The following is a 14,364-nucleotide window of genomic DNA, read 5'->3' on the forward strand; positions in this document are numbered from 1 at the left end:
ATTCTGAGGAGATTATCCTCAGAATTTTTTTAAACTATTTCAAATTTTCAAATAATGTCCTTAACGTCGTAACAACGCCTTCCCAAACACTGTTATGACGTGCTATCAATAACTAATCAGCTACAGATAGATGTAGAAATGAAGCAATGTCACTACTTGGAATCGACTTGATTTTAGGTTTTCCGATGGCCGTCAGATAGACTAAATTCAAGTGACCATGCCGGTTCTTTTTATCGTTTTTGACTTTGTCCAGCACAAGCGGTGAAGTCAATAACTCATCCGTCACTGGCAAACCAACAGCCGCAAAGCGATCACGTAATTTTGCCGTAATACCCTCTTCCGCTAAACCAGCGTTTTCGAATACCCGCATAATTGCGACCGTCCCAATACTGACAGCTTCTCCGTGACGCAGACCGCCATCCGCTAACGCTTCAACAGCGTGCCCAATCGTGTGACCGAAGTTTAATAACTGACGTGTACCGCTTTCCGTTTCGTCAGCCATAACCACCGTAGCCTTGTAATGAATCGAACGTGCGCTCAATTCGGGTGAATGGGTGATTAAGTCGGCTGGGCTATTAATGGTCTCGATGAGTTGCCAAAAGTCACCACCTTCCAGTGCAGCAGTTTTCACTATTTCACCGTACCCTTCAACCAAGTCACGCTGTTTCATGGTGGCTAAGGTATCAGGATCAACAATGACTAAATCAGGCTCGTAAAAAGCGCCAATAATATTTTTAATGTTATCAAGATCCACAGCGGTTTTACCGCCCACTGAGCTATCAACTTGTGCCAGCAATGACGTTGGCATCTGGATGAACGAAAGTCCCCGCATGTATGATGCGGCGAGTAAGCCTGCCAAATCGCCTGTAACACCACCGCCTAATGCGATTACGCTATCATCACGATTAAAGGCATCGTTAGCCATTTGACGTGCTAGATCAGCCAGCGTGGTCAGTGATTTAGAAGCTTCACCCGCTGGAAAAACGTAACGGTGAACATCGAAGCCTGCAGCCGTCAATGAGTCAGAAACTTGCTCCTGATATAGCGGTGCTACATTGTCATCGCTGACCAGCGCAATTTTACGTGCTGACCACTGTTTTGAAACTAATTCACCAACCTGCTTTAACAGGCCGCGTTCAATTAAAACATCATATTTTGTCTCTGGTAACTTCACAGAAACAGTTGTCATTCTAGCGCCCCGCTTCCGCTTGTTCTACCGGCATATCCGTTAATAATTCACGAATAGCAAATGCTTTGTCGGCTAATTCTTTGAATTCATTTGGCTTCAAAGCTTGTGGCCCATCTGACAATGCATGCGCTGGATCATCATGAATTTCAACAACTAAGCCTGAAGCACCAGCAGCAACACCGGCTAAGGCTAATGGCGTAACAAATTCGGTATGACCTGAAGCGTGACTTGGGTCGATGATAACTGGGTAATGAGTTAACTTCTGAAGAACTGGCACAACGCCAACATCTAACGTGTTCCGAGTGTATTTGTTGTCGAATGTCCGGATCCCACGTTCAGCAATCATAATGTTGTGGTTACCACCGGCAGCGATGTATTCTGAGGCGTTTAAGATGTCGTCAACGGTTGCTGACATGCCACGCTTCAACATGACTGGGATATTCGTTTTACCAACTGCTTTCAACAATGAGAAGTTTTGCATGTTACGGGCACCAATTTGGAAAATATCCGTGTATTTAGCAACCAACTTCACGTGCTCGTCATCCATGACTTCAGTCAACACGTCCATGTTGTATTGATCAGCTGCTCGGCGTAAGAACTTCAACCCATCTTCGCCTAAGCCTTGGAATGAGTATGGTGAGGTCCGTGGCTTGTAGGCGCCCCCACGGAGAATTGTTGCACCATTAGCTTTGGCAACGGCTGCCATCTTCATCACGTGTTCTTCTGATTCAACGGAACATGGACCAGCCATCATAGTGAAGTTGTCTCCACCGATAATGCTGTGCTTTGTTCGGATCACCGTATCTTCTGGATGGAATTCACGGCTACCTTGGACAGCCTTGGGTACGGTATCAATCAGTTCTTCAGCAGCTGCACGTTCACTATCAGATAAATCTGCATCCGTAATGCCTTGCACGGCTACTCGGTTATTATGGACAAAAATTTCGTGGGTATTACCGAAGTGTTGTTGGAGTTCTGCAATCGTGTTTTGGTCGTCATTCTTTAATACAATAATCATATTTATCATCCTCACTTTTTGGTGTGTTCTAATTGTTGTTTAATTGCTTCTTTAACGTTATCAACTGGCATTTGCTGACCCGTCCAGCGGTTAAATGACCCGGCCGCTTGCTGAACCAACATGCCAAGACCATTCATCGTGTGGCAACCCTGCTGTTTAGCCTGAACTAGGAACGGTGTTTCAAGCGGTGCATAGATTGCATCGGCAACCATCTGACCCGCGTGAAGCACTTGCATGACCGGTGGTGAAACGGGGCTGCGTGCGTCATGTGCCATGCCAAGATTAGTGGTGTTGACGATAACGTCCGCTTGCTGAAGCACCTTTGCCATTTGAACCTGATCTTCATAAGGAAAAACTCGGATCCGCTCTGACCAACTGGTAAGCCGTTCCCGCAATGCGTTAAACGTGCTGTTTTGCCGTTTAAAGACGGTGACTTCCGCGCCTTCGTTGGCCGTTGCTAAAATAATCGCTCTTCCAGCACCGCCAGCGCCTAATACCGCTACTCGCTTACCTTTCACAGTCACTCGTTCATCCTGTAATGCATGAATGAACCCTTCACCATCCGTACTGTCACCAATCAAACGGCCATCTTGGTTAATAACCGTGTTGACCGCCTCCAGTTGTTTAGCCACCGGAGTTAGCTCATCAAGATATTCAATAATCTGTTGTTTATATGGCATCGAAACGTTAATACCTTGTATCGGCAGCGCTCGCATGGATTGAACCGCACTTTCGAACTGTGCTTGCTCAACGTCGAATGCGAGATAAACGCTGTTGATACCTAACGCCTGAAAACTTGTGTTGTGAATCAGCGGTGACAAACTGTGCCGCGCTGGTTTAGCAATAAAGCCATATAAACTTGTGTGTGCATCAACCAATTTGTCACCTCCTTAAATTTCTTATTCAAAATAAAAACGTCTCGCAAAGTTTTGTTTTCACAAAACACTGCGAGACGTTTTGACGTCGAATTTTATAACAACGGAATTTTCCGTGTCACACAGTGTTTTGAAAACTTTCTGTGTGACCGGCAATGATGCTGAAAAACTATTGGCCGCACAGATTGCAGTGATGCGTGTCTGCAACCTGTCCGGTGTAGACACTACATTGACCAATAGTAACTAAATCGATTTAATTGTCGGTTTAATGCTTTCGTTTTCAGAATCATAATTGGAACTCCCTTTGCTGTTTTGATTTGTTGTATAAGACAATAAACTATTAGAATAATTCTGTCAAGTACTAACCTAATTTTAATCTTCTTTAATTTTCAAACACTCTTTAAAAAGTGCATATTAACGGCTTTTATGGCTGCATCATTATTTTTAAATATTTTTAGCAAATATTTTCAAAGTATCATTTAGCGACCAAATGTCCCGAAATATAAGCTTTATTGTACTTTTAAAAAATACTAAGGCGATTAAAACAATCATTATCCGTGTGAACTATTAAGTTGATTACTAAATGACAGAGGTTCTTACATTAGACAGAATTACTCTCGTTTATTAAAGCCGACTATTTTTCATTAATGACTATGAGAATTGAATAAGTAGATTATTCTTTCAACTTGACAAATTTTAAATTATTGCGTAATGTAAGTGCCAATTAAACACCGCTCATACAAACCAATGATGTGGAGATCAAGATTACCGTGCACGTAAAGAGAGCCGCCGGAGCTGAGAGTGCGACCGAACGCAGGTAGTTAAATGGACCATAGAGGGGCGCCCTGAAAGATGTGAGTGCGGAGGTTGGCGTTTAGAGACCAGCGTATAAGAAGCTAACTAAAGCAAAAATCCCGGTTTTGGATTTATGTTTTAGTTAGCTGATACATAGGTCTCTGCCAACCGCAACACGTTTAGGCTATGATGCCTATCTTGCAAGTACGGGAGCACGTACAGACATACGTCAGTTGTCGGAAATGTGATGACGCATTTCGCTAAGGGTGATGCGAGGGAGCAGTCCCTGCATCAAATTAAGGTGGCACCGCGGAAATAATATCCGTCCTTAACTCAAACGCTATTTGTAGCGTTCTTGTTATGGGCGGTTTTTTTGTTGCAAAGCGTGAGAGAAAACGCTTTGAGACCGGAGTGTAAGAGACTTGGAACAAAAATCCCGGTCTTGGATTTATGTTCCAAGTCCCTTACATGCAGGTCTCAGTTTTCTCGAACGCGTTTCAGCACTCTAACCGTAAAGGAGCACCTATGTATGACAAATCCCAACAACCAAAAACGATGGCAAACTCCAAATTTTAATATCCTAAACCCTAACAAACACTAAATTGGAGGAATTTACCATGACACTAAACGAACTGCTCACCGCTGCCAAAGGTTATCCAGCAGCACCCGTTACCTTAGAATTTCAGCTGCCCGACTTTGACGCTGTAACGCTATTCAACGCTTTGAAAGAAGCCCAAGAACCCGGCTTTCTCTTAACTGGGAAACCTAAGAAGACCGAAGATGGCTATACCTTTATTGGTCTCGCCCCAAAGCAAACCTTCACCTACCGTGATGGCGTACTAACAACCACGGTTGAAGGTGGCGAAACCACCACCAAAGAAACGGCACTCAAGCCCATTTTAGAAAACATCTTAAAAAAACACCAAACACCTCTTATCTCTGGACTACCACCATTTACTGGCGGGTTAATCGGCTACTTTAGCTATGATTATGCCAAGTATGCCACAACGGCACTCAAACAAAAGGTAGCTGACCCAATGAATCTGGATGACGCAGATCTGCTGTTGGTTGACCGCGTCATTGCTTACAACCACCGCCAGCAAAAAGTCACCATCAGTCAAATCATTCCAACAGATGAACTGAAAGAACGCTACGCTGATGTGATGGCTGATTTAAAACAGCTTCAACAGCTGATTCTGAATGCTCAGCCAAAGCCACTACCACGCTTTGCTTTGACTCAGCCCTTTCATTTCCAATTCAGCCTTTCAGAATTTTCAGAACGAGTCGCGGTTGCCCAAAAACACATCGTGGACGGCGATATTTTCCAACTGATTTTCTCAAATCCGCAACAAGCTGCTATGAGCGGTTCGTTGCTGGGCGTTGCGCCAACCCTGTTCAGGGATAGTCCAAGCCCCTACCAGTTCTACTTCCACCACCGCGACTTTGAAACCCTAGGTGCGTCACCGGAAACCCTGATCACTAAACGTGGCAACACCTTGTTCACCTACCCATTAGCGGGTACCAGACGTCGTGGGGCAACTAAAGAAGAAGACGATAAATTTGCTCATGAATTGCAGACTTCAGAAAAGGAAAAATCGGAGCATAACATGCTGATTGACTTAGGTCGAAATGATTTAGGCGTTGTCAGTCAGTTTGGTTCCGTCAAGGTAACTAAGACCCGTAACCTACTGAAGTTCGCTAACGTGATGCATCTGGGTTCAACGGTGGAAAGTACTGCTGACCCGAAAGCATCCGCCATGGATATCGTCAACGCAGTTCTGCCCGCTGGAACGCTATCAGGCGCACCAAAAATCTCCGCCATGCAGATTATCGCTAAACTCGAAAATCGCAAACGCGGCGTTTACGGTGGCTGTCTCGGTTATCTGGATTTCAGCGGTGACTTGGACCTTTGCATCGGGATTCGGCTAACTTACCGCAAAGGTGATCAAATCGTGGTTCATTCCGGAGCCGGCATCGTGGCCGACAGCATCGCCAAATACGAGTATCAGGAATTTAACAACAAAGCCCGTGCAGTGGTTAACGCAATTAACACAGCAGATCAAGGAGGCGTCGCTCATGCTTTATCTAATTGATAATTACGATAGTTTCACCTATAACTTGTATCAACTCATCGGCACACTGAGTGAGGAACCTATCACCGTAGTCAAAAACGATGAACTCACTGCTGATGAATTATTGGCCAAACACCCCACTGGGATCATCCTCTCCCCAGGTCCTGGTCGTCCGGAAGACGCCGGTAATATGATGCAAATTCTTCGCGTCTTTATTGGCAGAGTACCGATTCTCGGGGTTTGCCTCGGTCACCAAGCAATCGGTGAAGCCTATGGCGCCCAAGTAGTTCACGCACCGAAACTGATGCACGGCAAGCCTTCAATGATGACCCAGCAAGGAAATTCGGACATGTTTAAAAATTGTCCCCTTCAATTTGAAGCTGCTCGATACCACTCACTAGTTATCGAACCCTCAACCATGCCAGGTGACTTAACCGTCACGGCAACCGCTGATGATGGTACGATTCAAGCTGTGACTGATGAAGCTAACCAGGTTTACGGCGTTCAATTTCACCCTGAATCCATCATGACCGATGCTGAAGTTGGCAAACAAATTATTAAAAATTATTTGGCTCAGATTCGCATTGCAATGGCGCTGGGCAGGCTTGCATAAAATTAAATTTAGAAAAAAGTATTGACAATATTTTCATAAAGTTTTAATCTATTGTCAATCAAACAAATTCGCTCATACAAACCAATGATGTGGAGATCAAGATTATCGTGCACGTAAAGAGAGCCGCCGTAGCTGAGAGTGCGACCGAACGCAGGTAGTTAAATGGACCACAGAGGGGCGCCCCGAAAGATACCGAGTACGGGAGCACGTACAGACATACGTCAGTTGTCGGAAATGTGATTACGCATTTCGCTAAGGGTGATGTGAGGGTAAAGTCCCTGCATCAAATTAAGGTGGCACCGCGGAAATAATATCCGTCCTTAATGTAAACGCTAGTAATAGCGTTCACGTTATGGGCGGATTTTTTGTTGCAGAGCGTGAGGAGAAACGCTTTGAAACCGGAGTGTAAGAGACTTGGGACAAAAATCCCGGTCTTGGATTTATGTTCTAAGTCTCTTACATGCAGGTTTCAGTTTCTCCGAACGCGTTTCAGCAATATAACCGCGAAGGAGATCTTAATCATGACAAATTTAAATCAGAAACGATGGCAAAGCCTTACAGCTGAATCAACTCAATTGATGAACACGAACTGACAATAAACTGGAGGAATTTACCATGACAATGACTATTGAAAACGCAATTACTAAAGTAACTAGCCGTAACGATTTAACCTTTGACGAAATGAACGACGTGATGAACGAAATCATGGATGGCAAAGCAAACGACATTCAAATTTCAAGTTTACTCACTGCTTTGACAGTCAAACACGAGACAGTACAAGAAATCGCCGGGGCCGCTAACTCAATGAGAGACCACGCCTTAACCTTCAAAGCCGGCGAACCGGTCCTTGAAATCGTCGGTACTGGTGGTGACCACGCCAACTCATTCAACATTTCAACCACTTCGTCATTAGTTGCCGCAGCCGCTGGTACACCAGTTGCTAAGCATGGTAACCGGGCCGCTACCTCTAAGAGCGGCGCTGCTGATGTCCTTGAAGCCTTAGGCGTTAACATCAACGTCACACCAGAAGCTAGCGAAGATATTTTAAATCAAATCGGCATCTGCTTCTTGTTCGCTCAGGAGTACCACAAGGCAATGCGCTTTGTCGCCCCTGTTCGTAAGACGTTAGGTATTCGGACCTTGTTCAACGTCCTTGGACCACTGGCTAATCCAGCTCACGCCGGCATGCAGTTATTCGGTGTTTACGATGATTCGCTGGTAGAACCAATGGCACACGTGCTCCACGAATTGGGTGTTCAAAATGCCTTAGTCATTTATGGGACAGATGGTTTGGATGAAGCTTCCATTTCCGCCCCAACCCACGTGGTTGAAGTTCGCGGTGATAACTTCAAATCTTACACCATCACACCAGAACAGTTCGGTTTAAAACGTGCTAAGAAGGAAGACATTGTTGGTGGTACACCTGCTGATAACGCCCAAATCACCCGTAATATTTTAGCTGGCAAGAAGGGTCCACAACGCGATATCGTTCTTTTGAACGCTGGTTTAGCCCTTTACACCGCACATCCAGAATTAACCATGGAAGGCGCCGTTAAGAAAGCAGCTGAAGTGATTGATAGCGGTGCAGCTCAAAAGAAACTTGACGAATTCATCGACTTAACGAAAGGAGCACAAGTAGCATGATTCTAGACGACCTTGTGGCAGCTACGAAACGCCGCCTCCAACGCGAAAAAGAAGTTGTTTCAGTTGACGACATGAAGGCTAAAGCCGCCGCAGCGCCGACTAAGGATTCACAAGCGGTTTACGACCGTTTCAATGCTCCTGGCATTCATTTGATCGGTGAAGTAAAAAAAGCCTCACCTTCAAAGGGATTAATTGCTGACCAGTTCCCCTACCTGGAAATTGCTAAGGATTATGATCAGCACGGTGTCAGTGCCATTTCTGTTTTGACTGAACCCGATTATTTCAAAGGTGACATTCGCTACCTACAAGAAATTGCTGCTAACGTCAGCGTTCCGGTTCTGCGAAAAGATTTCGTAGTTGATTCTTATATGCTTTACCAAGCTAAAGCAGCTGGTGCCAGCATCGTGCTATTAATAGTAGCAATCCTCAGTGATCAGCAGCTGAAAGACTACTTTAAACTAGCACACGAACTGGGATTAGCGGCCTTAGTTGAAGCCCATGACGAACAGGAATTAAAACGAGCTGTAGACGTGGGTGCCAAGTTGATTGGCGTCAACAACCGCGATTTAAGAACCTTCGATGTTTCGCTAAACAACAGCATCAAGTTACGCAAACTGGTGCCTAATAATATTGCCTTCGTTGCTGAAAGTGGCATCCATACTAGAGACGACGTAAAGGTGATGGAAGAAAACCACATGAACGGTATCTTGATTGGTGAAGCCTTAATGACCGCACCGGATAAAGCTGAAAAAATTACGCAATTATTAGGAGTGTGATGACATGACGCAAATCAAAATCTGTGGCTTAATGCGAGAACAAGATACGCAGGTGGTTAATGAAGTGCACCCAGATTTCGCTGGTTTTGTATTTGCGAAAAGTCGTCGTCAAATTTCACTGGCAACTGCCTTAAAATTCCGGCAACTGCTTGACCCATCAATTCCAACGGCTGGCGTATTCGTTAACGAACCACTAGAAAATATGCTGAAGATCTATCAAAGCGGTGCGATTCAAATCGTCCAGCTTCACGGGAATGAATCAGAAGACACAGTGAAAGCATTAAAAAATGCTGGCGCAACCGTCTTCCAAGTCTTTAAACCAGATGCGAAAATCACACCTACTGCAGCTGATTACGTCATGTTGGATAGTGGCAATGGTTCAGGAATTGCCCTAGACTGGACGCGAGTACCAAAAGCGCCCCATCCGTTTATTCTCGCTGGTGGACTAACACCAGAAAATGTCACTACCGCCATCAACACGGTTCACCCAGACGTGATCGACGTCTCTAGCGGTGTTGAAACCAACGGCCAAAAAGATCCCGATAAGATTCGCGCAATCGTTGCAACTACTCATGCTAATTAATGAAAGGAAACCTATCAATGACTGAACTTAATTTGGAACTTAACAAGAATACCTCCGGACGCTACGGCGAATACGGTGGTCAATATATCCCCGAAACTTTAATGAACGAACTGGATCGCATGACCAAAGCTTACGAACATTACAAAAATGATCCAGAATTCAAAACCGAACTTCACGATTTATTAGTGGATTATGCGAACCGTCCTTCATTACTGTACTATGCGGAACGCATGACTAAAGACCTTGGTGGTGCTCAAATTTACTTAAAACGTGAAGACCTTAACCATACTGGTGCACATAAAATTAACAACGTGATTGGCCAAGCCTTACTGGCAAAACACATGGGCAAAACCCGTTTGATTGCTGAAACTGGTGCTGGTCAACATGGTGTGGCAACCGCGACTATCGCTGCCTACTTTGGGATGGAATGCGAAATCTTCATGGGGAAGAAAGATACTGACCGTCAACGGCTAAACGTCTACCGGATGGAATTGTTAGGTGCCAAGGTGCACCCCGTTACCAGCGGTTCAATGGTCTTGAAAGACGCTATCAACGCGGCACTGCAAGACTGGACTAAACGGGTGGATGACACCTTCTATCTCATGGGTTCAGCAACTGGTCCACACCCTTACCCATTAATGGTTCGGGACTTTCAATCAGTGATCAGCCAAGAATCAAAGAAGCAACTCAAGGAAAAGACTGGCAAATTACCTGATATGGTGGTTGCCTGTGTCGGTGGCGGTTCAAACGCCATTGGTTCATTTGCCAACTATATTGATGATCCAAGTGTTCAATTGGTCGGTGCTGAAGCAGCTGGTAAGGGCGTTGAAACTGAATTAACTGCAGCCACAGTTGAACGGGGTTCTGATGGTATTTTCCATGGTATGAAGTCCATGTTCCTGCAAAACAAGACCGGTCAAATCAACCCAGTGTACTCAATTTCAGCTGGTCTTGACTACCCAGGTGTCGGTCCAGAACATGCTTACCTCGCTAAAACCGGCCGTGCCCAATACGTCGGTATTACCGATGACGAAGCCGTTCAGGCCTTTGAATACATTGCCAAAACGGAAGGTATCGTAGCTGCTATCGAAAGTTGCCACGCGGTTGCCTACGTTGAAAAAATTGCACCAAAGATGCGTAAAGATCAAATCATTGTCTGCACCCTCTCCGGTCGGGGCGACAAAGATGTTGCTTCAATTGCTAAATACAGAGGAGTGGATATTGATGAGTAAATTAACTGATGCCTTTAAAAACCAAAAAGCCTTCATCCCGTTCGTTGCAGCCAACGATCCCGATTTTGAAGGTACTGTCAACAACGTGGTCGCACTAGCAAAGGGTGGTGCGGATATTGTCGAACTAGGTATTCCCTTCTCCGACCCAATCGCTGATGGCCCCGTCATTCAAGCAGCGGATCTACGCGCCTTAAAAGCCGACCCTGATTTACCAATGGATACGATTTTCGATATGGTTAAGGAAATCCGCAAGCAGACTGATGTGCCGCTAGCGTTCCTGACTTATTTAAACATCGTCTTCCAATATGGATACGAAGCCTTTACCGCTCGTTGTGAGGAACTAGGAATTTACGGGTTAGTCATTCCAGATATGCCTCTGGAAGAACGTGGCGAATTAGCACCCATTGCAGAAAAGCACAACGTTGATTTAATTCCGTTAGTAACCCCAATTTCTGCTGATCGTATCGAAAAAATTGCCGCTGCTGCTACCGGCTTTATCTACGTGGTTTCATCACTCGGTGTCACTGGTGAACGAAGTGAGTTTGCGAATGGCTTGGCTGACTTAGTTAACCGGATCCGTAAAGTCACCGACGTCCCAACCGCCATTGGTTTTGGGATTCACACCCCAGAACAAGCCACCGAAATGGCGCAAATCGCTGATGGTGCCATTGTTGGTAGTGCCTGTGTCAACATCGTGGCCGAATACGGTCGCCAAGCACCCGCAAAATTGACCGATTATACCAAACAAATGAAAGCAGCTGTTAATGCCAATCCGGTGAGATAGGCATAACTGTTTACAAAAACAGGAATCACTCTTCCAAACCCTTGGACTTGTGGTTCCTGTTTTTGCAGAAGCGACAGTTAAAACGAACTGCTCAGCCGATAATAATAAGTTTATAATTTTACTTTTAATAATCACTTGATATCAGCTTCACATCAGCATTTCCAACCATTGTAAACCCAACTGATTTAAATTTATTTGTCAAAATCAAGTCTTTATGGTTGTGATTGCAAGCATATGCTGGTATCCTACAATCGAATTACATTTCTGAGTTATATTTTGGAGGAGGGGGTCATCATGAACACTAAAACAACTGCTAGCTTAATTCATCGTATCGCAAGTTTCGAGACCCAGTATTTGAACCAGCAACTACGCACCTTAGACCTGAATTCGGATCAGGCCCGGGCAATCAATTTTATTGCCAGTCACCCTAATAGTATGCAGCGTGATATCGCACATTACCTTAACCGGCAAGAAGCCAGTGTCACCAACTTATTAAAGGGGTTAGTTCGTCGTAATCTCATTGTCCGCACGATTCCGGTGGAAAATGAACGAACCAAGCTGCTTTCTTTAACCCAAGCAGGTGCAGATCTAGTCGATGACATTCAAAAGTCTTTTTCACAAATGAACATTCTTTTAGAAGATTCTTTGTCTGATGCTGAAGCCACAAAGTTAACCCAATTACTGTATACGATTCAAAAACAAATCGATGGCGAACAGAACTAATTTTGTATATCCGGGGTAATAATAAATAAACCCGTGAACGTCTCTTTATCCTTGAAAATACTGGATAAAGAGGCTTTTTTGCGCTCCTCGTTTTAAATCATGTAAAATAAGACTAACAGCATCTTACAGAAAGAAGGCCTTCACCATTTCAATAGATATCAATTGGCTCTACCAAACCTTGCTTGACCACATGGGGCCTTCTGGCTGGTGGCCCGCAGATGATAAACGAGACATTATTGTCGGCGCTATTTTGGTTCAAAATACCGCTTGGCAAAATGCCGATGTGGGCTTAAACAACCTAAAACACCGCACCGAGTTGGACCCCGAAGCGGTGTTATCGTTATCACAAACTGAATTAATTGACCTGATTCGGGCAAGCGGTTTTTACCGTAATAAAGCTAAGGCCATCCACAATGTCTTTCAGTGGTTCGACGACCTAAACTGGGACTACGCCGCCGTGGCTGCAAGTACCACTCAGACTGAGCTTCGCAAACAGCTACTGGCGCTACCTGGCGTTGGTCAGGAGACTGCGGATGTTTACCTTGTATACATCTTTGATTTACCAACCTTTATTGCTGACTCCTACACCCGCCGCCTCTTTAAACACCTAGGTTATCGGCGCACTGATACTTACCAGCACCTGAAACAGCAAGTCACCCTACCCGATAATTTCACCTACGAAATGGCACAGGATTTTCACGGCCAGTTGGATGAATTTGGCAAACAGTATCTACAGCGTGACGACACCTTTGAAGACAGTTTTCTAGCCCGAGAGTTATCTAAATAGTAACAAGCTCAATAGTGCTAAAAGACCAGGAATCCCTTGAGTCCAAGCAATCTGACGATTTACCGTTAAACCACCGAAGATGCCGGCAATAAATACAAAAGCCGTGAACAGTAAGCAACCCGGCATTACCGCATTGGCAGGCATCCCGAAGCGCATGAATAGTAAGCCGATGCCCACAAACCCGTTATACAAACCAAAATTAGCCATTGTGGCCTTAGTTTCTGGCTGCTGTTGATACTGCATCGAAAAACCAAAGGCCCTTTTTGCAGCAGCAGTTTGCGAGCCAAACATTTCCAAACATAATATCAATAGTGCCTCTACTGCAACAATTACCACTAACACCGTACTAATGACTGACATATCATTCCCCCTAAAATAATTTAGAATCGCCAGTGGGTACCAGGTAAATACCAAATGAACCGTAACCGCTAGGCCAATTATGGTAATCAGACGTATACCCATGAGGTGTGGCGTAAATGCCAATCTGATAGCCCTTATACTTGGCCCGTTTTGACGCCGTATAGCCCTGTGCATCCAAAGCAGCACTGACTAGTTTCGAATAGTCCGTTTTGCTTGAAGTACTGATCCAGTTATAGGGCGTAAAAATACCAATGGCCGACGCGTTTTTATTGAGCTTCGAATACGTCACTGACTTGCTCACACCGGCATTCAAATCGTTTCGAGCATCGTTTGAATAACTTGAATTGAGAATGGTCCCCGGAAATAGTGCGAGTATATCTGCCTGTAATTTAGCCGCTTCACGCACCGATTTAATACCTGCTAAACCACTGCCGTATGATTTCACAACTGCACTGTGAGCAAAGGCGTCTCTCGGATTATCGCCCTTAGTTAGATACGTGTGGTAAACTAATCCTTTAACTTTGCCGTTATTATTCGTTACTTGGTAATAGTAGCCGGTCTTTTTCCCAAGCTGAAGTTTAATTTGTTTGTAGACATACCACGTTGTTCGCGGGTAATTCTTCAGATTATGAATCTTTTTAGTGTGAGTGGAATTCCACATATATTTATTACTGGTCGCCTTTGAATAGTAGGCAACATCGCTATAATTCTTTGTCTTTACTATTTTCCAAGCAGTTGCTGCCTTCCCCACTGTCGGTAGCGTAACTTCCCCTATACCGCCAAGTACTAGTCCCGCTGTCAATGCCATTACTAACTTTTTCATCTTGACACTCCCCCATTCGGATACATCATACGTTTAATTCAAATGTAGCAGAGGTAAACGTTGGTCGCAAGGGGGTTCCACTAAAAAGCC

General features: G+C 44.8%; 15 protein-coding genes. 10 read left to right on the plus strand and 5 right to left on the minus strand.

Annotated elements, in window-relative coordinates:
• Positions 1-112: 112 nt before the first annotated feature.
• Genes aroB through CES82_RS06445 form a run of 3 tightly spaced genes read right to left on the minus strand, consistent with a single transcriptional unit; the run spans position 113 to position 3,085 of the window.
• Positions 113-1,189 carry a 3-dehydroquinate synthase gene (gene aroB, locus CES82_RS06435; protein ID WP_098824630.1) on the minus strand — a complete coding sequence of 359 codons (1,077 nt, stop codon included), beginning with the start codon at positions 1,187-1,189 and terminating at the stop codon, positions 113-115.
• A 1-nt stretch (position 1,190) separates the two neighbouring features.
• A complete protein-coding gene (aroF, locus tag CES82_RS06440) occupies positions 1,191-2,207 on the minus strand; it encodes a 3-deoxy-7-phosphoheptulonate synthase (RefSeq protein WP_098824632.1) in 1,017 nt (338 codons plus the stop codon).
• Between the two features lie 11 nt (positions 2,208-2,218).
• Positions 2,219-3,085, minus strand: coding sequence for a shikimate dehydrogenase (locus CES82_RS06445; RefSeq protein ID WP_098824634.1), 867 nt, complete (start codon positions 3,083-3,085; stop codon positions 2,219-2,221).
• 112 nt (positions 3,086-3,197) lie between these two features.
• On the opposite strand from CES82_RS06445, the gene CES82_RS12780 reads away from it, so the two are divergent.
• The 10 genes from CES82_RS12780 to CES82_RS06490 all read left to right on the plus strand — a co-directional run bounded on the left by CES82_RS12780 (position 3,198) and on the right by CES82_RS06490 (position 13,091).
• A complete protein-coding gene (locus CES82_RS12780; protein ID WP_263850125.1) occupies positions 3,198-3,329 on the plus strand; it encodes a hypothetical protein in 132 nt (43 codons plus the stop codon).
• A 1,165-nt stretch (positions 3,330-4,494) separates the two neighbouring features.
• Positions 4,495-5,970, plus strand: a complete 1,476-nt coding sequence (locus CES82_RS06450) for an anthranilate synthase component I family protein (RefSeq protein WP_098824636.1) — start codon at positions 4,495-4,497, stop codon at positions 5,968-5,970.
• Positions 5,954-6,562 (plus strand): anthranilate synthase component II, encoded by a 609-nt coding sequence (locus CES82_RS06455; protein ID WP_098824638.1) that lies wholly within the window; start codon positions 5,954-5,956, stop codon positions 6,560-6,562. The genes CES82_RS06450 and CES82_RS06455 overlap by 17 nt, the downstream gene beginning before the upstream one ends.
• A gap of 621 nt (positions 6,563-7,183) precedes the next feature.
• Positions 7,184-8,206, plus strand: coding sequence for an anthranilate phosphoribosyltransferase (trpD, locus tag CES82_RS06460; protein ID WP_098824825.1), 1,023 nt, complete (start codon positions 7,184-7,186; stop codon positions 8,204-8,206).
• Positions 8,203-8,982: an indole-3-glycerol phosphate synthase TrpC gene (gene trpC, locus CES82_RS06465; protein ID WP_098824640.1), complete on the plus strand. Its 780-nt coding sequence runs from the start codon at positions 8,203-8,205 to the stop codon at positions 8,980-8,982. Before trpD ends, trpC begins: the two co-directional genes overlap by 4 nt.
• Positions 8,983-8,986: 4 nt before the next feature.
• On the plus strand, positions 8,987-9,565 hold the full coding sequence (locus CES82_RS06470) for a phosphoribosylanthranilate isomerase (RefSeq protein ID WP_098824642.1): 579 nt from the start codon (positions 8,987-8,989) through the stop codon (positions 9,563-9,565).
• Positions 9,566-9,582: 17 nt separating this feature from the next.
• On the plus strand, positions 9,583-10,797 hold the full coding sequence (gene trpB, locus CES82_RS06475) for a tryptophan synthase subunit beta (protein WP_098824644.1): 1,215 nt from the start codon (positions 9,583-9,585) through the stop codon (positions 10,795-10,797).
• Complete coding sequence (gene trpA / locus CES82_RS06480) at positions 10,790-11,581, plus strand: tryptophan synthase subunit alpha (protein WP_098824646.1); 792 nt, start codon at positions 10,790-10,792, stop codon at positions 11,579-11,581. Before trpB ends, trpA begins: the two co-directional genes overlap by 8 nt.
• A gap of 294 nt (positions 11,582-11,875) precedes the next feature.
• Entirely contained in the window at positions 11,876-12,304 is a 429-nt protein-coding gene (locus CES82_RS06485; RefSeq protein ID WP_180245687.1) for a MarR family winged helix-turn-helix transcriptional regulator, read from the plus strand.
• Positions 12,305-12,482: 178 nt separating this feature from the next.
• A complete protein-coding gene (locus tag CES82_RS06490; protein ID WP_225364856.1) occupies positions 12,483-13,091 on the plus strand; it encodes an endonuclease III domain-containing protein in 609 nt (202 codons plus the stop codon).
• Here the strand turns inward: CES82_RS06490 and CES82_RS06495 are convergent.
• Entirely contained in the window at positions 13,080-13,451 is a 372-nt protein-coding gene (locus tag CES82_RS06495; protein WP_098824652.1) for a DUF1304 domain-containing protein, read from the minus strand. The genes CES82_RS06490 and CES82_RS06495 overlap by 12 nt on opposite strands.
• Before the next feature lie 10 nt (positions 13,452-13,461).
• Positions 13,462-14,274: a hypothetical protein gene (locus CES82_RS06500; RefSeq protein ID WP_098824654.1), complete on the minus strand. Its 813-nt coding sequence runs from the start codon at positions 14,272-14,274 to the stop codon at positions 13,462-13,464.
• Positions 14,275-14,364 lie beyond the last annotated feature (90 nt).

This window comes from Secundilactobacillus silagincola, from assembly GCF_002583405.1.
Taxonomy (GTDB): domain Bacteria; phylum Bacillota; class Bacilli; order Lactobacillales; family Lactobacillaceae; genus Secundilactobacillus; species Secundilactobacillus silagincola.